The sequence below is a fragment of the Paenibacillus sp. FSL R5-0486 genome (assembly GCF_037975155.1).
GTDB classification, from domain to species: Bacteria; Bacillota; Bacilli; order Paenibacillales; family Paenibacillaceae; genus Paenibacillus; species Paenibacillus amylolyticus.
This window is the reverse complement of the sequence record NZ_CP150237.1, coordinates 2,536,923-2,554,103: the sequence shown is the minus strand read 5'-3', so window position 1 is coordinate 2,554,103 and position 17,181 is coordinate 2,536,923. Positions and strand designations below refer to the sequence as shown.

Annotated in this window: 19 protein-coding genes; all 19 read right to left on the bottom strand. The window is 44.2% G+C overall.

Annotated elements, in window-relative coordinates; genetic code table 11:
- Positions 1–10 precede the first annotated feature (10 nt).
- The 19 genes from MKY01_RS11525 to MKY01_RS11435 all read right to left on the bottom strand — a co-directional run bounded on the left by MKY01_RS11525 (position 11) and on the right by MKY01_RS11435 (position 17,168).
- Positions 11–472, bottom strand: coding sequence for a chemotaxis protein CheW (locus MKY01_RS11525; RefSeq protein WP_036609340.1), 462 nt, complete (start codon positions 470–472; stop codon positions 11–13).
- A 41-nt stretch (positions 473–513) separates the two neighbouring features.
- The gene (locus MKY01_RS11520) at positions 514–2,586 is read right to left on the bottom strand and encodes a chemotaxis protein CheA (RefSeq protein WP_036609342.1); all 2,073 of its coding nucleotides are present in this window, start codon (positions 2,584–2,586) and stop codon (positions 514–516) included.
- Positions 2,587–2,618: 32 nt separating this feature from the next.
- Complete coding sequence (gene cheB / locus MKY01_RS11515) at positions 2,619–4,061, bottom strand: chemotaxis-specific protein-glutamate methyltransferase CheB (protein ID WP_047842490.1); 1,443 nt, start codon at positions 4,059–4,061, stop codon at positions 2,619–2,621.
- A 32-nt stretch (positions 4,062–4,093) separates the two neighbouring features.
- On the bottom strand, positions 4,094–4,981 hold the full coding sequence (locus MKY01_RS11510) for a MinD/ParA family protein (protein ID WP_017689167.1): 888 nt from the start codon (positions 4,979–4,981) through the stop codon (positions 4,094–4,096).
- Positions 4,978–6,330 (bottom strand): flagellar biosynthesis protein FlhF, encoded by a 1,353-nt coding sequence (flhF, locus tag MKY01_RS11505; protein WP_339286434.1) that lies wholly within the window; start codon positions 6,328–6,330, stop codon positions 4,978–4,980. Before flhF ends, MKY01_RS11510 begins: the two co-directional genes overlap by 4 nt.
- The gene (flhA, locus tag MKY01_RS11500; RefSeq protein ID WP_036670372.1) at positions 6,327–8,360 is read right to left on the bottom strand and encodes a flagellar biosynthesis protein FlhA; all 2,034 of its coding nucleotides are present in this window, start codon (positions 8,358–8,360) and stop codon (positions 6,327–6,329) included. Before flhA ends, flhF begins: the two co-directional genes overlap by 4 nt.
- Positions 8,361–8,385: 25 nt before the next feature.
- Complete coding sequence (gene flhB / locus MKY01_RS11495) at positions 8,386–9,468, bottom strand: flagellar biosynthesis protein FlhB (protein WP_339286433.1); 1,083 nt, start codon at positions 9,466–9,468, stop codon at positions 8,386–8,388.
- 23 nt (positions 9,469–9,491) lie between these two features.
- Positions 9,492–10,280: a flagellar biosynthetic protein FliR gene (gene fliR, locus MKY01_RS11490; protein WP_036609353.1), complete on the bottom strand. Its 789-nt coding sequence runs from the start codon at positions 10,278–10,280 to the stop codon at positions 9,492–9,494.
- Between the two features lie 10 nt (positions 10,281–10,290).
- Entirely contained in the window at positions 10,291–10,560 is a 270-nt protein-coding gene (gene fliQ / locus MKY01_RS11485; protein WP_017689172.1) for a flagellar biosynthesis protein FliQ, read from the bottom strand.
- A 25-nt stretch (positions 10,561–10,585) separates the two neighbouring features.
- The gene (gene fliP, locus MKY01_RS11480) at positions 10,586–11,341 is read right to left on the bottom strand and encodes a flagellar type III secretion system pore protein FliP (protein WP_017689173.1); all 756 of its coding nucleotides are present in this window, start codon (positions 11,339–11,341) and stop codon (positions 10,586–10,588) included.
- Positions 11,338–11,874 (bottom strand): flagellar biosynthetic protein FliO, encoded by a 537-nt coding sequence (locus tag MKY01_RS11475; RefSeq protein WP_174806418.1) that lies wholly within the window; start codon positions 11,872–11,874, stop codon positions 11,338–11,340. Before MKY01_RS11475 ends, fliP begins: the two co-directional genes overlap by 4 nt.
- An 11-nt stretch (positions 11,875–11,885) precedes the next feature.
- The gene (locus MKY01_RS11470; protein WP_017689175.1) at positions 11,886–12,251 is read right to left on the bottom strand and encodes a response regulator; all 366 of its coding nucleotides are present in this window, start codon (positions 12,249–12,251) and stop codon (positions 11,886–11,888) included.
- 28 nt (positions 12,252–12,279) lie between these two features.
- A complete protein-coding gene (gene fliY, locus MKY01_RS11465) occupies positions 12,280–13,554 on the bottom strand; it encodes a flagellar motor switch phosphatase FliY (protein WP_036609358.1) in 1,275 nt (424 codons plus the stop codon).
- Positions 13,544–14,542 carry a flagellar motor switch protein FliM gene (gene fliM, locus MKY01_RS11460; RefSeq protein ID WP_036609359.1) on the bottom strand — a complete coding sequence of 333 codons (999 nt, stop codon included), beginning with the start codon at positions 14,540–14,542 and terminating at the stop codon, positions 13,544–13,546. Before fliM ends, fliY begins: the two co-directional genes overlap by 11 nt.
- A 40-nt stretch (positions 14,543–14,582) precedes the next feature.
- A complete protein-coding gene (locus MKY01_RS11455; RefSeq protein ID WP_074094565.1) occupies positions 14,583–15,044 on the bottom strand; it encodes a flagellar basal body-associated FliL family protein in 462 nt (153 codons plus the stop codon).
- Positions 15,044–15,265: a flagellar FlbD family protein gene (locus tag MKY01_RS11450; RefSeq protein ID WP_074094564.1), complete on the bottom strand. Its 222-nt coding sequence runs from the start codon at positions 15,263–15,265 to the stop codon at positions 15,044–15,046. The genes MKY01_RS11455 and MKY01_RS11450 overlap by 1 nt, the downstream gene beginning before the upstream one ends.
- Before the next feature lie 68 nt (positions 15,266–15,333).
- The gene (gene flgG / locus MKY01_RS11445) at positions 15,334–16,149 is read right to left on the bottom strand and encodes a flagellar basal body rod protein FlgG (protein ID WP_127543770.1); all 816 of its coding nucleotides are present in this window, start codon (positions 16,147–16,149) and stop codon (positions 15,334–15,336) included.
- An 81-nt stretch (positions 16,150–16,230) separates the two neighbouring features.
- The gene (locus MKY01_RS11440) at positions 16,231–16,614 is read right to left on the bottom strand and encodes a TIGR02530 family flagellar biosynthesis protein (RefSeq protein ID WP_047842481.1); all 384 of its coding nucleotides are present in this window, start codon (positions 16,612–16,614) and stop codon (positions 16,231–16,233) included.
- The gene (locus MKY01_RS11435) at positions 16,611–17,168 is read right to left on the bottom strand and encodes a flagellar hook capping FlgD N-terminal domain-containing protein (protein WP_047842480.1); all 558 of its coding nucleotides are present in this window, start codon (positions 17,166–17,168) and stop codon (positions 16,611–16,613) included. Before MKY01_RS11435 ends, MKY01_RS11440 begins: the two co-directional genes overlap by 4 nt.
- Positions 17,169–17,181: the final 13 nt, after the last annotated feature.

Sequence of the window (17,181 nt, the reverse complement as noted above, 5' to 3'; positions counted from 1 at the left end):
CTCCACGGTACTAGCCCTCAACACTTTCCAGCTGTACAATCTCGCTTTTATTTAATACTTCGTTTAGGTTGAGCATGATCAACAAGCGTGAATCTTCCAATTTAGCAACACCTCGCAGGTATCTCGCTTTGACGCCGCCAACCACTTCTGGTGGGCTATCGATCGCACTGCTCTTGATATCAATAACATCATTGGCAGAATCTACGATAAAGCCAACTTGCATGTCGTCTACACCTACGATAACAATACGAGTCTGATCCGTGTATTCCGTTTCCGGAAGGGAGAAACGACCGCGTAGATCAATGACCGGAATTACAACACCGCGTAGATTAATAACTCCTTTTACAAAGGAAAGTGTCTTGGGAACACGGGTAATTGGCATCATGCGCTCAATCGTCTGAACCTTGTCTACCTCAATACCATACTCTTCGGAACCCAATTTAAAGACGATGACTTTCAACTCTTCTTCCATGTAAAAAACCTCCCTATTAAATGTAAGACTTAGCTCTATGCTTATTTAATAAATGCATTAGGATCAAGAATCAGGGCTACTTGCCCATCTCCGAGAATGGTTGCTCCAGAGATTCCTTCAATAGCAGGAAGATAGGTTCCCATTGATTTGAGAACAATCTCACTTTGTCCAATAAATTCTTCAACAGCTACGGCTGCAAGACGGTCGCCTTTGCGAATCACGACAATTTCTGTTTCTTGCTCATCAGCGTCATTGAAATCCGGTACAGAGAATACTTCGCTCAAAGACAAGTACGGAATAAGTGACTCACGGAACGTGATCATTTTATTGCCGTGAATATTACGAACTTGCTCACGTTGTACAATGGCCGTCTCTACAATGGAAGACAACGGAACAGCATATTTCTCAGAACCAAGTCGTACAAGCATTGCAGCAATAATGGATAGTGTCAACGGAAGCTGAACAGAGAAGTTCGTGCCTTTGCCTGGAGTTGAATGAATCGTTACATTACCGCCAAGCGAAGTGATCTTCGATTTTACTACATCCAAGCCAACACCCCGGCCAGAGATATCCGAGATAATATCAGCAGTACTAAAACCAGGTGCGAACAACAGCTGATTCACTTCATCATCACTCATTTTGGCACCTTGTTCTTCGGTTACAACACCACGTTTGATCGCGGTTTTCAAAAGCTTGTCGCGATAGATACCTTTACCATCATCTTCAATTTCGATAAATACGTGATTTCCACTGTGGAAGGCACGCAGGTTTACTGTACCCATCTCTGGTTTACCTGCAGCTACACGCTCTGCAATGGATTCCACACCATGGTCAACCGCGTTACGCAGTAAATGCACAAGCGGATCACCAATCTCATCAATTACCGTACGATCCAGTTCCGTCTCAGCACCTGTAATCACCAGATCGATTTTTTTATCAAGTGTCTTAGCCAGATCACGGATCATGCGCGGGAATCGATTAAATACGGTATCTACCGGAACCATTCGCAATTTCAGTACAATATTTTGCAAATCTGTGCTAACTCGACTTAAATGAGCTACTGTATCGGATAAATCATTGTTGCCTGTTTCACTGGCCAGTTGCTCCAGACGTGAACGGTCAATCAACAATTCACTGAACAGGTTCATCAATACGTCGAGACGTTCAATATCCACACGAATGGTACGTGAAGGTGCAGCAGCTTGCTTCGGTGCAGCTGTTTTAGCTGGTGCCGTTGTGGTTTCTTCTTTGGGTACAGAATTCTTATCCGGCGAAGCAACCTCAGCTACAGCTGTTGGTGCGGGTGGCGCTTCAACTGTAGCTGCTACCTGATTGGCCATCTGCTGAAGAGTCTCCTGATCCAGTTGAATGAGCTTTGCACTTTCAATTTCAGAGATACTCATGATGCCTTCTTCCAGTTCGTGCGCTTCTTTAGTTGTTATGTAATACAACGAGAAACTGCGCTCAAACTTCTCCTGCTCAATATCCTGAACGGATGGGTAAGCCTTAACGACTTCACCTGAACGTTCCAGCATATCAAAGACCATATAAGCCCGTACACCTTTTAACTGGCTATGCTCGCTAACAAGCACATCCACGTAGAACACACGATGACCTTCGGCGATCGACTGATCCAGCACTGAATATTGGAATTCATCCAGCTCCACAGCCGAAGAGATTGAAGCGTTAGCCGGCTTGTTTGTTTCTGTAGCAGGTCCATTTCCGTTTGTCATTTCACCATTTTCAATGGCTTGAAGTGAAGCTACGATCGACGATACATCTGCTTTACCTTGTCCACCTTCGGTAATATCCTGAACCATAGTTTCCAAAGCGTCCAGACTCTTGAACATGGTATCAAAAATGTAATCCTGCATTTTCAACTTCTCATTACGAACCAGATCCAACACATTTTCCATTTTATGTGTCAGTGATGCCAAATCTTCAAAGCCCATAGTTGCTGCCATACCCTTCAAGGTATGAGCAGAGCGGAATATAACCTGAACTATGCCCAGGTCTTCCGGATTGCCTTCAAGTTGAAGCATGTTTTCGTTAAGCGATTGCAGATGATCATTAGACTCATCAATAAACATGGATAAATATTGGTTCATGTCCATTGTGAGGCACCTCCTCCGTGAGTTACACTCCGTTATTTCACTGCTTGAACAAGTTTAGAAGCAATCTCCTGCAATGGCAGAAGATGACGAACGCATTGCAGCTCTACAGCAGAACGCGGCATACCATATACAACACATGTTTCTTCATTCTCGGCAAAGGTTGATGTAACTCCGGCTTCGTATAATCTCTTCATCATACGTGCTCCATCACTTCCCATTCCCGTTAGCAAAACAAGATGCCTTTGTAAAGATGTAAACGGCAGAAGTGACTCAAACATCGTATCCACTGAAGGTCTATGGCCATTCACTGGTTGATCTTCAGTCAACTTCACGATAAACTTCCCGTCTGCTGTTTTGTTAACTTTCACATGGAATCCGCCGGGTGCTATATAGGCGGTTCCTTTTTTCAGAACCATGCCCTCTTCAGCTTCAACCACATGCAGTGGACTGAATGTATTCAATCGTTGAGCCAGAGAACGTGTGAAATTGGGCGGCATATGCTGCACAATAATGACCGGTGCAGGCAAATCAGCAGGCAACTGCTCGAGCAATGTCTTGAGAGCCCTCGGTCCACCCGTAGAACAACCTATTGCCACAAGTTTGTTGAATGGTCCTTCCAGTCCCCCTCCACCTTTGGGAACAGGATTAGGCTTGATTACATCCTTGGCTTTTGCAGAGGCAGAAGTTGCCGCTATTTGATCAGCTGCCACTCTAGCTGCATTAGGTAGTCGAACTTCCTTTGGAGTCTGTACTGGATTAGCTGACCTCACTGCTTTTTCTGCCTTCGTACCCAAATTACGCTCAGCCTTTGGCAAAGGCTCTGGTTTATTCTCTACGCGACCTGGTTTTGAAGGTGACAATGGTTCAATTGGTTTCTTTGCTTTGGCCTGAAAGGCTTCAGTCCGCTCTCGAAGAGAGCGTTGAATCGTCTCGACAGGTTCGATCGTTTTTTTCACAGGCTCCGCTCGATCCCTAGCCGGCAGTTCTTTCTGCACTGGCTGAGTTGGGGGAGCAACTGCTCCTCGCAACATGTCTCTATTTTTCATGGATAACTCACGATCAGCTTTTCTTTTAATCTCATTCATCGCAGCTCGCATGCGCTCAACCAAGGCTTTACCAACTTGAGCAATATCCTGGTCATGTGAAATAGATGGTTTGCGAATGAAGTCAAATGCCCCAGCTTCAAGCGCCATAATGGTTTCTTTCATGCCTTGTTCATTGATACCAGAGAGCATAATCACAGGAACGAAAGATTCCTTCATAATTGATTTTAATGCATCCAACCCATTCATTTCGGGCATCTCAACGTCCATTGTAATAATATCGGGTTTCAATTCTAGTGATTTTTGAATCGCTTCTCTACCGTTTGATGCCGTTGCTGTAACCTTGAATTCTGGATCCGCTTGGATCAAATCCGTAACAATCTTACGCATAAAAGCGGAATCATCGACAACCAATACTTGATACGCCGCCATGTTGTGTCACCCCTGTTTCCTTTATTCAGAAATCATGTTGTCCGTTTAAGCCACTTATTCATAAATCCCCTGATTCCTGTCAAGGTTCCGGATCCCGGAGTTGCAGGTACAGCCAGATAACGAAGAGCAAGTTTCTCTATATCTTTAGAGGCTTTGGCATTGGGATAAGCCAGACTATAGGGCATTTGCCTTTTAACCGCCTTGACTACCTGAGCGTCTTCTGAAATATACCCAAGCAGCGGAATATCCGTCTGCAAAAACCGCCTCGCCACTCCAGCTATTTTTTCTGCCACCCGTTCCGCTTCTCGTTCGTCTTCCACCCGGTTAACGATCATCCGAAAGGGCGTAGCATTTTCCTGGCCGTGCATAACTTTGACTAAAGCATAAGCATCGGTTATTGAAGTCGGTTCAGGTGTAGTTATAATCAGGCATTCATCAGCAGCACCGATGAACTTCATATTCTCTCTGGAGAGTCCTGCCCCAGTGTCAAAGATGACATAATCCATTTCCTGGGCAATATCCTCGACTTGACTGGCGAAGAACTCCAGATCACGATCAGACAATGAGAACAACTCTTTCATGCCCGATCCTCCAGCAATGTAAGGCAAGCCACTGGCACCCAGTTGTATGATTTCCCTTATGGATTTTTGTCGGTACAACAGGTGGTAAAGATTATAGGAAGAAGACGTACCCATAAGAACATCAATATTAGCCATTCCAATATCGGCATCAAATACAAGTACCTTTTGCCCCAAAGCCTGCAATGCCAAGGCAAAGTTCAGTGTGAAATTGGATTTGCCAACACCTCCCTTACCACTAGCCACAGTAATGATTTTCGAGGATCGAATATCTCGCTCAATGCCTTCCAATTCCAATGGCGCGGAGACCATACTTCGAAGTGCAGCTGCCTGATCCTTCATTGTGACCATTCTCCCAGCAACTGTTTGGACAACGAATCTGCATCTGGTTTCAACAAATCGTCCGGAACATTTTGTCCATTTGCCACATATGCGAGCTTGAGTGGAAAACGGTGTAACAAGTTAAATAGCGGACCGCAGCTCCCAGTCTCATCCATTTTGGTGAAAATCACCTTATCCAGTCCATATTTACTGAAATGTTCCGTGATCTGCACCATATCAGCACTTTTGGAAGTCATACTCATGACCAGAAAGGTTTCGCTATTCTCTACAGGAGCAAGCAAACTTTGCAGTTCCGAAACAAGTAATTCATTTCTGTAGTTTCTACCCGCTGTATCCATAAAGATCAAATCACAATTCTCTAATCGAGAAATGGCACGTTGTGTATCACCGGGCGATTGCACCACCTCAAGTGGAACATTCAGTATAGATGCATACGTTCTAAGCTGTTCTACTGCCGAGATCCGATACGTATCTGATGTAATGAATCCAACTTTACGCTGTTTTTTGAACATTTGTTCAGCAGCCAATTTTGCAATTGTCGTAGTTTTCCCTACACCGGTTGGTCCAGCTACATAGACGATTCGCGTGGTAGGAAGAATTCCTTCTTCAATGCGTTGCTCCAAAAAGTGCATGATCTCAAGCTTCACCACTTGTTCTACATCCTGTTCTTTCAATTCATCCTCAGACCATTTTGCTTGAATTGAATCAAACCAGGATTCCCATACTTCAGGCCAAACATCTTGTTCTGTCAAACGTTCTCGGATCGTATGCAGTTCCTCTGGCACAGGGTCTGCAGAAGTACCTTGCTTTGAAAGCCTGGTCACCATCTGTTTAAGATCCTGCAATTCAGTCATCAACTTATCCTGCTGCTGGTCTGAACCTGTTGGCTTCGGACCAGTAGTTGAACCCGAAAAATCCGCCCCTTGCGGTCGCGGTTTATGATCCGTGCTCGAAGAACCTGAGCCGCTGTCTATGTTTGAACCGATATTACGCGATTCAAACACAGACGGTGCAGCCGCAGATTGGTCCTGTACACTTTGATCAGCTGTATTCGTTGTCACCGACTCATCAGAAGCCGCAACAAACGAACGAGCTGTTTGCCGATAAGCCTCAGGTACAAATGCACGAGGTACAGGTGTGAATTGATTTTGTACTGGCTTTGTTGTTTGCTTGTTTTCTTCCTTATCCACTGCAGCTACAACTTCGATCCGTTTTTTGCGAAACATTCCCATTACACCGCCCACCTTAATCTCTTTGGTGGACAGAATAACGGCATCACTTCCCAGGTCTTTGCGAATTTGAAGCATAGCTTCGGGCATGGTCTCAACAACGTATTGTTTTACTCTCATAAGTTCACCACCCCGATACTTTGAATTTCAACATTCGGCTCCAACTCGCTGTAGGAAAGCACAGGAATGTCCTGCATAGTACGTTCAATAACCTGACGCAGATACATCCGAATGGTTGGAGAAGTTAATACAACAGGTTGTTGACCTGATTGAATCAAACGGTTCACTTGTTCACTGAGCTTCTGATATACACTTTGTGTAGATACAGGGTCTAGCGCAAGATAACTGCCTTGATCCGATTGTTGCACACTTTCAGCAATTTTCTTCTCAAGACCAGGTCCAACCGTGATCACTCGAAGTGTCTCACCTTTCTGTGAGAACTGCTGAGTAATCTGACGTGAGAGGGATTGTCTGACGTATTCAGTCAGCACATCAGGATCTTTCGTATACGTACCATAGTCAGCCAGTGTCTCGAAGATGGTAACCATATCTCGAATAGATATTTTCTCACGCAATAACTTGGCAAGCACTTTCTGTACATCACCAATGGAAAGTAGAGAAGGGATCAGTTCATCCACAAGGGCAGAATAGTTCTCTCTGAGATTATCCACAAGTGCTTTTGTTTCTTGTCTTCCAAGTAACTCATGCGCATGTTTCTTAATCAGTTCCGTCAGATGTGTAGCCACAACGGAAGGCGGATCAACGACCGTATATCCTGCAAGTTCGGCTCTGTCTTTGGTTACTTCATCAATCCATAGTGCCGGAAGTCCAAAAGCAGGTTCCGTCGTTTCAATACCTGTCACAGACTCCTCATCATAGCCAGGACTCATGGCAAGGTAATGATTCAACAACAGTTCTCCGCCACCTACCACATTACCCTTGATTTTGATAACATACTCATTGGGTCTGAGCTGGATATTATCTCGAATCCGTATGACCGGAACGACCAACCCCAGTTCAAGAGCACACTGCCTCCGAATCATAATGATCCGATCCAATAAGTCCCCACCCTGCTGATTATCAGCAAGTGGTATTAAACCATAACCAAATTCAAACTCAATAGGGTCCACCTGAAGCAGGTTAATTACACTTTCAGGACTTCTAACCTCTTCAATCTGCTGTTCTTCTTCCAACTGTTCTTCCGCTACTTGTTTCAAATTCAGATTATTCTGCATACGCCACGCGGCATATGCCAACACACCTGCCAACGGAAGCGTAGTAATAACATGAATTGGTGTGAAAAAACCGAGCATGGCAATAACGAAAGCTACGATATAAATTAGTATTGGATATGTAAACAGTTGCCCCGTAATATCATCTGCCAGGTTTCCTTCTGAAGACGCTCTGGTGACGATAAGTCCTGCTGCTGTGGAAATAAGCAGAGCAGGGATTTGGCTTACCAATCCATCTCCGATAGTCAGTACAGAGTACGTTGACATTGCATCTGCAAAAGCCATCCCATGCACAGTCATACCGATTATAAATCCACCAATGAGATTGATCAGGAGGATGATAATACTTGCAATTGCGTCACCTTTTACGAATTTACTTGCTCCATCCATCGCTCCATAGAAATCGGCTTCACGTTCAATTTTGGAACGACGCTCACGAGCTTGTTGCTCGTTGATCAGACCCGCATTCAGATCCGCATCAATACTCATTTGTTTACCAGGCATCGCATCAAGGGTGAATCGGGCAGCAACTTCAGCTACGCGCTCAGACCCCTTTGTAATAACGATAAACTGAACGACAACGAGGATCAAAAACACGATAAATCCAATTGCAATCTGTCCTCCAGCAATCCAGCTACCAAAGGTAGCAACTACAGCTCCAGCATCCCCTTCACCAAGAATTAGCTTGGTAGTCGAAATGTTCAGAGCCAGTCGGAATAGTGTAGTGATCAACAGCAAAGCTGGAAAAATAGAAAACTGCAACGCTTCTTTGCTGTTCATTGCAACAAGGAGTATCATCAGTGCAATTGAAATATTGACGACCAGCAACAAGTCCAACAGCCAGGTTGGGATCGGAAGAATCATCATCAACACAATGCCAATGATACCCGCAAGGACAGCTATATCTTTAATTTTCAATGAATGTACGGCCTCCGATCCCCTTTTATTTCGTTCTGCCCTTTAGTTTATATACATAAGCCAGCACTTCAGCTACCGCTTGAAACAAATCGGCCGGTATAGCGTCACCAATCTCGGCTCTCTGGAACAATGCCCGTGCCAGCGGCTTGTTTTCCATCGTAATAACACCGTTTTCTTTGGCTATTTCCTTAATACGCAAGGCGACATAATCCTGACCTTTGGCAATAATCTGTGGTGCCTCCATCTCGGAACCTTCATACTTTAGCGCAACCGCAAAGTGGGTCGGGTTCGTGATGATTACATCCGCATTTGGCACTTCCTGCATCATACGCTGCATAGCCATACGACGCTGGCGTTCCCGGATTTTACCTTTGATCAGCGGATCACCTTCCATTTTCTTGTACTCGTCTTTGATGTCTTGCTTGGACATACGAATCTTCTTCTCATGGTCATACTTCTGATACATGTAATCAAATATCGCAAGTATCATTAATGCCACTGCAATCTTGATACCAAGACTTAAAGTGATCGACGCAACGAAATGTAAAATAGCATCCAATGAAAAATGAGAAAGTGAAGCAATATCTGACTGGTATCCTTTAATTGTACTGTAAACGAGATAACCGATAAGCGACATTTTCAAAATGGATTTAGCAAATTCCACTAATGAGCGGAGAGAGAATATATTTTTGAAACCTTTAATCGGGTCCAGTTTCTCAAGTTTTGGCTTCAAACCTTCCCCTACAAGAAGAAAACCAACTTGCATGTAGTTAACGATTAAAGCAACCAGTAACGCACCCAGCAAAACGGGAGCGATCAATAACAATACTTCAATGCCATAGCGCATCATAAGCGCCATAACATTCTCTCCGGTGATATCCATACTCAATCGATTGATGAAGATATCTGTAAACAGACGAACTATACGTTCTTTATAGAAATTGCTGAATACCATCATGATCAAAAACACGATTAGGAGAATGGATGCGCCAGATAGTTCAGCGCTTTTTACAACCTGTCCTTTTTTTCGTGTATCCTGTCTCTTTTTCGGGGTAGCTTTCTCCGTCTTCTCCCCTGAAAACAACTGGAGGTCGAGTTGAAGTTTCATCCGTGTCTTTTCCTCCGTTTCACTCAGCCGGGCCTTTGTCCAATGGTTCCAAGCAATTTTTCCATCGATCTGAATATCGCTTCGAACAATTGACTAAATACAAAGGAGAAACTGGGAACCAGCAAAAGCAAAATAGCAAGACCAACGAGTAACTTAAGCGGCAACCCAACTGCAAATACATTAAATTGAGGAGCAGTTTTGGCCAAAAAACCCAATCCAACATCCGTCAAAAACAACGCAACTACAATCGGAGCCGACATCTGAAAAGCCAGCATAAATGATTGACCTAAGGTCTGAATCAAAAATTCAGCAATACTTCCATCTGCCAACCGTAGGAAAAACACATTAGATAATGGTACCCACCGGTAACTGTAAACTATCGCATCCAGCAAATAATGGTGACCATTCATTGTCAGAAACAGAAGCATAGCAAATGCATACTTCAAGTTACCCGTAAGTGGAGCTGAAGCACCTGTCATTGGATCGTATACATTGGCCATACCGAAACCGATCTGTAGATCGATAAAGGTCCCCGCAGTCTGAACAGCCGTCATCAACAGATAAGCCACAAAACCTAAAAGCAGGCCAATTAGAATCTCTCTGATGATCAATAAGACATAACTCAGGTCTGTGGGTACGGTCTGGTCTATTCCGTAAATCAGATAGACAGATAATGTGACAAATGCAGAGATACCTATTTTAACTGAAGCCGGCACATTTCGAGCCGAAAAAACTGGCGCAGTTACAAAAAATGATGTGATTCGACAAAACATAAGCAGAGCGACAGGGAAACTTTGCAACAATGTCTCCATCTGCTAAAGCCTACCCTATGTATCTGTATAGATTATCGAGAATGTTAAACGTGAAATCGACCAAGATATTTAAGATCCAAGGTCCAAACAAAAGTACTGACAGAAGTACGGCAACAATCTTGGGCACAAAAGCTAATGTTTGTTCCTGAATTTGAGTTGTCGCTTGAAAAATACTGATTGCAAGTCCTACAACCAGAGCTAGTATAAGCATAGGTGCGCTGGCCAGCAATGACGTGTATACCGCTTTCCCGGCCAGACCGATAATAAATTCCGAAGTCATGACCGTCCTCCTTTAACTTTCCGGATCAAGTGTTAAAACTCAGTAACAGTGACTTGACTACCAGGTACCACCCGTCCACAAGGACAAAGAGCAGTATTTTGAAAGGTAATGAGATCATGACCGGCGGAAGCATCATCATCCCCATTGCCATGAGTGTACTCGCGACAACAATGTCTATAACCAGAAACGGAATAAAAATCATAAACCCCATCTGGAATGCTGTCTTCAACTCACTGATTACATATGCCGGTACCATTACAGTGATTGGAATATCCTGGTAGGTCTTTGGTTGTTCAGTCTGATTGTACTTCATAAACAGCAACAGATCTTTTTCTCTAGTGTGACTAAACATAAATTTCTTTATCGGATCAGCTGCTTTTTCAAGTGCCTCTGTTTGCGTAAGCTCTCCCTGGAGATAGGGCTGAAGCGCTACCTGATTTATGGAAGACAACGTCGGCGACATAATGAAAAGTGTCAGAAATAGCGCCAAACCGACCAGCACCTGATTGGGTGGCATTTGTTGTGTACCCAAAGATGTACGTATAAAACCGAGCACAATCACAATCCGAGTAAAACTGGTCATCAGTACAAGCATTGCTGGAGCGATACTAAGCACCGTAATTAACAGAATGATGGACAGTGAACTCGTGCTTGGTGTTCCTCCATCACCGTTTCCAATCTGAATATCAATATTCGGAATGGGTTCGGCAAAGGCAACCGTTACAGATGCCAGACTGATAAGTCCTAATAAACAACACGCTAACCAAATCTTTTTCTTCATGAATCCCTCGACCGATCTGTAGTATTGTCTTTATCCAGGAGCTTTTCCATCTTCTCTTTACGGTTAGGCATCTGCCGAAGTTTGGATTCAAACATTTCGTGAAAAGAAGTTGTGTCCTCTAGTTCCATTTCCCGCGGCGGTTCTTCTTTACGGAAACGTTTTGTGAGCTTGGCAATGAGAGGTGAGAGATTTCCTTGTTGTGCAGCAGCATCTCGTTCGAAGGAATCAATGATTCTTTGGGCCTCTTCCAGATCCGAAACCTTATCTATCAACTGGATGTCTTCACCTACACCAAGCAGATATACACATCCACCAATCTCCATAATTTGCAACGACTTGTTTTGCCCCAGTCCAACTCCGCCCAGGGTACGAATTGTGCCGTGCCGGAACATTTGCTGATTCCTTTTGTTTAGAAAACGGATCAGATAAACAATAAGGGCCAGGATGACGGCCAGGACAACAATCACCCATACAAGCTGTAAATAATAATTACTTCCCACGCCAGCTCCTACTGGAATATCACCCTGAGCCATCATCATGTCTCTTAAACGCCCAGTGTCTTGCTGATCGCTTCGATAACCCGGTCAGATTGGAACGGTTTAACGATAAAGTCTTTAGCACCTGCTTGAATAGCGTCGATTACCATCGCTTGTTGACCCATCGCGGAGCACATAATTACTTTAGCGTTAGCATCAATCTTCTTGATTTCTTTCAAAGCTGCAATGCCGTCCATCTCAGGCATCGTAATATCCATTGTGATCAGATCCGGACGAAGCTCTTTAAATTTCTCGATTGCTTGTGAGCCATCCTGTGCCTCACCAACAACCTCATATCCATTTTTGGACAAAATGTCCCGGATCATCATTCTCATAAATGCAGCGTCGTCTACGACTAAAATTCGGTTTGCCATCTTGATTCAAGTCCTCCCTAAATTGTGCTTATTGTAATTTCTGAATTCGGTCCCATTGGCTAACGATATCTATAACACGAACACCAAAGTTTTCGTCAATAACGACAACTTCTCCCTTGGCGATCAGTTTGTTATTCACCAAAATATCGACAGGTTCCCCGGCTAACTTATCCAGTTCGACAATCGAACCCTGTGACAGTTCCAAAATATCTTTAATTTGCTTCTGGGTCCTTCCTAATTCTACGGTGACCTTAAGGGGAATGTCCATCAATAAATTCAAATTGTTTTCGTCTACCTGACCATACGCCCCATTTTGCAAATTGGCGAATTGAACTGGTTGTACGTTAACATTCCTATTTGGCATTCCACCGTAATGTTGAGGTGCACCATAAGGTTGCTGCGGTGGCATGCCATACGGCTGCTGTGGCGGCATTCCTTGAGGCATACCCATCGGGGCCTGTCCATATCCGTTATAGTCCTGAGCAGGCTGTTGTGGAGCCTGTGGAGCCTGTTGGTGCTGAACGGGCGGCTGCTCCGCAACCGGTGGTGGCGTTGCTGGTACAGCTGCTGGCGCAGGTTCAGGTGTTGATGCCACTGGTGCGCTGGCAGTTGACTCCTGAGCGCCTCCAATCAGCATATCTACCATGCTTTTGGCAAAATGTACTGGAAGCAACTGCATCAGATTGGAATCGATCAGATCCCCGATTAACAAACGAAATGAAACTTGGATAAGTGTCTCATCTGCTGGAAGATTACTTACACCCTCTCCACTCTCCAGATTGAGAATATCGATTCCCGGAGGGGAAATATTCACAAAACGATTAAAAATGGTGGACATTGAGGTTGCAGAGGAACCCATCATCTGGTTCATCGCTTCCTGTACTGCACTAATATGGATTTCATTCAGTTCTTCATCGACCGGATTTCCTTCTCCACCCAGCATCAAATCAGCGATGACTTGAGCATCTCTCTTCTTGATAACAAGTGAGTTAATGCCTTCGAATCCATCCACGTAATTCACATGAACGGCAACATGTGGCTTAGGAAAAGCTTCTTCAAACTGCGTTCGACTAATGATAGAAACTTTAGGTGTTGTAATATCTACTTTGAGGCCTAATAGCGTGGATAAGGCTGTTGCCGCGCTACCAAATGTAATGTTACCAATCTCCCCCAAGGCATCCTGCTCCAGCTCGGTCAAAAAATCATCAACCGTCTTTTCAGCGGGTTCCGAGCTGTTTATCGATTCCGATTGCCTGAGCAAAGCATCGATTTCTTCTTGGGATAAATAATCCTTACTCGTCAAATTCTTCAACTCCTTCGGTGACAATCTTGTCTATTTGCACAGCCACACGGTCTTTGATTGTCCCCGGACTGCCCATGTATTTCAGTTTGTCACCCACTTTTATGGAAAGTCCCTCATCAACTGGTTTGTTCAACGTAATGACATCGCCAACGGACAGACCCAGAAATTCTGCAATTGAAATTCTCGATTCTCCCAATTCCGCAACGATTGGTAACTTGGCTTTGTTTACACGCTCTTTTAGAGCATCATACTCCTCCGGAGCTCTCGTTTTCTTCTCCGAAACAAACCACTGATGAGTTGACAACCGTGACATAATAGGTTCAAGAACGACATGCGGTATACATAGATTGATCATGCCTGTCGTGTCACCAATTTTGGTACTGAGCGAGATCAGAGCAATGGTCTCATTGGGAGATACAATCTGCATAAATTGCGGATTGGTCTCGAGCGCTTCCATCCTTGGGGAAATATCCAACACAGTTTTCCATGCTTCCTGCAAACTTTCAAATGCTCGGCTGAATATCCGCTCCATGATGGTCGTCTCAATCTCCGTCATGGATGCGATCTTGGTTGGAGCAATTCCGGTTCCACCAAGCAGGCGATCCAACATCGCATATCCCACGTTTGGATGGACTTCCATCACCATTCGTCCCTGTAGTGGCTCCGCTTCAAAAATGTTCAATATCGTCATCTTAGGAATAGAACGGATAAACTCATCATAAGGCAACTGTTCGACCTGAACGACATTGATTTGAACGAACGTCCGCAGTTGGGCTGAAAAATAAGTGGTGAGAAAGCGTGCAAAGTTTTCGTGAATACGAGTCAAGCTTCTGATATGGTCTTTGGAAAAACGCACTGCCCGCTTAAAATCGTACGATCTGATTTTCTTCTGAGTTTCTTCCTTCTTCAATTCTTCTGCGTCCATTTCACCAGAAGAAAGGGCTGCTAATAGGGCGTCAATCTCATTTTGTGATAATACATCCACCATGTTCTCACCCCCTTACAGGTCTACAGCGTGTTCTGTTCATTTACATTGATGCTATAACAATGTCTGAAAAACTAGTGCTTTTCAATTTCGGCTCAGGCAATGCCTCATTAATTAGACCTGTCAGTTTCTCATTGAATTGTTTCATACCCTTGGCCGAACTCAGTTCCTCAGCCTTGGTGTCTGCAAGTGCCTGAATAATAATGGGCTTCACCGTAATGCTTTTGATTTTTTCAAAATCTTCTTTGGCTGTTTTGTCAGATAACTTGAAAGAAAAACTAACCATAATAATACGATCCGGATCGGCCAGATTCGTTTTAATCTGTGCAAGCTCTGACGATACTTCTACAATTTCATCCGCAGTCATTTTTTTTTCTTCAGCAGCTGCCGCCGTATGTGTGTCGTCCTTATTCCCGTTCTGTCCTTGCATAAATACAAACACAACCACCACAATGAGTGTTATCGCCAGCAACATTGTTGCAAGCCAGGGCATCATTTTTTTCATCAGGATTCCTCCGTTTGCTGCACTTTAATAGTGGCTGCCTGAACCCCGATTTCACGGTTGTAATCTTTAATCTTGGAAATAACGTCAGTGGCTTTTTCAAGCACAATCAGTCTCTTTCCAGTTACCAGAGTAATATACGTATCCGGCGTCTCTTCCACAATTTCAACCATCAGCGCATTTAACCACATGGGAGAACCATTTAACCGCGTAACCGAAATCATGCTAAGCCCCCTTAATCAGAGTGGGAGGAGCAAGCTCCCCCACGTTTTTAAAATTCATTAATCAGTTATTAACGTTTCAGGTTAACAACTTCCTGAAGTATTTCATCCGACGTTGTAATGATCCGGGAGTTTGCCTGGAATCCACGTTGAGCTACAATCATCTCAGTAAACTCTCCAGTCAGATCCACGTTAGACATCTCGAGCTGTCCAGCAACGATTGCTCCTGTTCCGTCCTCAGCACTGTTCGCTGTTAATGGTTCCAACGCCCCATCCGGATTCGCGTTTGCTGTCATACGGTACAAGTTGCCCCCAATTTTCTCAAGACCTTCTGGATTGACAACTTTACCTATTCCAATCTGTGGACCCGCTTCGATGGTTCCGTCTGCCATGGTTTGGTTGATTGTTCCATCCTGACCTATCGTGAAGGAAACAACATCATCCGGTATCGTAATATTTCCACCACCGTTATCCAGAACAAACAATCCATCCGAAGTCAAAAGGTTACGTGCAGCATCCACATGGAAATCTCCTGCACGAGTCAGGTAAGGTACTTCCTGATCTTCACTCAAACGTACCAAGAAGAATCCATCTCCATTAATCCGAAGATCTGTTGGATTATTCGTTGTCATTGGGCTACCTGCCAGATGCAACGTATCAATTGAACCTACCGTTACACCAAGACCGATTTGTTTCGCATTGACACCACCACTTGCATCGCCAGGGGCAGTTACCCCTGCCGTAGTTTGGCTCATAATATCTTTGAACATAACCCGACTGCCTTTGAAGCCAACCGTGTTTACGTTCGCAATATTGTTACCAATTACGTCGAGTTTTGTTTGGAAACCCCGCATCCCGGAAACGCCTGAGTACATTGATTTTATCATTTTTAAAAATCCTCCCAGTCTTCATTTGGTTACCGCATCAGTCGGTCAGCGGCATTCCGGCTCCCGAGAAGGGCCAGCCGGTTAAGAAATGATTACAGCACTATCAATCTGAGTGAACACATTATCCTTCATGCTCTCACTATCCATAGCTGTAACCACAGTACGATTTTTGACATTGACGATAAAAGCCATATCCTGCATTAAAATCAATGACTCTTTGGCTCCTTTGGCAGCAGCTTTGTCCAAAGCAGAACCAATCTGTTCCATTTGCTCAGTCTTGAGTTCAATACCACGCTGTTCCAATCGTTTGGCAGCATGATTGCTCAATTTCAGAAGATTATCTTCCAGCACTTTTGCAAAAGGTTTTTCGGGTATAGCCGAAGCTTCTCCCGTTTTGGGTCTTTGAAGCATATTCGGTGTAATCGGGCCTGCGTATAATTGTCCAACCGTTATGCGATCACTCATATCGTTTTCCCGCTATCTTCCGTATCACCCGTTTCAGCGGATGATTCAACTTCTTGGCTCTCGTTCGTTTCAGGGGTTACATCCTGAACGTTCTGTACCGGAGTTTGACTCTCTTCTGCCTGTTTTGGATAATTCACCTGAATGATCTCATCCAGCTTAATCTCGTCGTTGCCTACTTTTGCGTATTGAACGCTATCTCTTACAATGATGGAATCTACAATACCCTGACGAAGAGTTCCGTTATCATCTTTATTAGAAGAAAGCCAACTTACCTCCATGCCAATCATGCCGGATACAGCACCAAGGGACTGGTTCAATGTTTTAAGTTGCGTAGAAATATTGACCAGTTGTTCCACTGAGCTGAACTGTGCCATTTGAGCGATAAATTCCTTATCCTCCATCGGCTGCATCGGGTCTTGATTTTGTAGCTGGGTAATCAGGATTTTTAGAAACTGATCTTTACCCAATTCTTTTGTTGCAGCACTTGTGGTTGCTTTATTAGCTGCCGAATAGTTCGGCCAGGTATTATTCGTTGAAACAATTTCATTAGCCATATGCTCACCTCAT

Bases quoted from the DNA above. Each gene is read 5' to 3' on its own strand.
- cheB (WP_047842490.1), bottom strand. From the start codon at position 4,061: ATGGCGGCGTATCAAGTATTGGTTGTCGATGATTCCGCTTTTATGCGT.
- flgG (WP_127543770.1), bottom strand. From the start codon at position 16,149: ATGATAAAATCAATGTACTCAGGCGTTTCCGGGATGCGGGGTTTCCAA.
- MKY01_RS11525 (WP_036609340.1), bottom strand. From the start codon at position 472: ATGGAAGAAGAGTTGAAAGTCATCGTCTTTAAATTGGGTTCCGAAGAG.
- MKY01_RS11455 (WP_074094565.1), bottom strand. From the start codon at position 15,044: ATGAAAAAAATGATGCCCTGGCTTGCAACAATGTTGCTGGCGATAACA.
- flhF (WP_339286434.1), bottom strand. From the start codon at position 6,330: ATGAGAGTAAAACAATACGTTGTTGAGACCATGCCCGAAGCTATGCTT.
- MKY01_RS11470 (WP_017689175.1), bottom strand. From the start codon at position 12,251: ATGGCAAACCGAATTTTAGTCGTAGACGACGCTGCATTTATGAGAATG.
- fliR (WP_036609353.1), bottom strand. From the start codon at position 10,280: ATGGAGACATTGTTGCAAAGTTTCCCTGTCGCTCTGCTTATGTTTTGT.
- MKY01_RS11475 (WP_174806418.1), bottom strand. From the start codon at position 11,874: ATGGCTCAGGGTGATATTCCAGTAGGAGCTGGCGTGGGAAGTAATTAT.
- fliP (WP_017689173.1), bottom strand. From the start codon at position 11,341: ATGAAGAAAAAGATTTGGTTAGCGTGTTGTTTATTAGGACTTATCAGT.
- fliQ (WP_017689172.1), bottom strand. From the start codon at position 10,560: ATGACTTCGGAATTTATTATCGGTCTGGCCGGGAAAGCGGTATACACG.
- MKY01_RS11440 (WP_047842481.1), bottom strand. From the start codon at position 16,614: ATGAGTGATCGCATAACGGTTGGACAATTATACGCAGGCCCGATTACA.
- flhB (WP_339286433.1), bottom strand. From the start codon at position 9,468: ATGAAACTTCAACTCGACCTCCAGTTGTTTTCAGGGGAGAAGACGGAG.
- MKY01_RS11450 (WP_074094564.1), bottom strand. From the start codon at position 15,265: ATGATTTCGGTTACGCGGTTAAATGGTTCTCCCATGTGGTTAAATGCG.
- fliM (WP_036609359.1), bottom strand. From the start codon at position 14,542: ATGGTGGATGTATTATCACAAAATGAGATTGACGCCCTATTAGCAGCC.
- MKY01_RS11520 (WP_036609342.1), bottom strand. From the start codon at position 2,586: ATGGACATGAACCAATATTTATCCATGTTTATTGATGAGTCTAATGAT.
- MKY01_RS11510 (WP_017689167.1), bottom strand. From the start codon at position 4,981: ATGAAGGATCAGGCAGCTGCACTTCGAAGTATGGTCTCCGCGCCATTG.
- MKY01_RS11435 (WP_047842480.1), bottom strand. From the start codon at position 17,168: ATGGCTAATGAAATTGTTTCAACGAATAATACCTGGCCGAACTATTCG.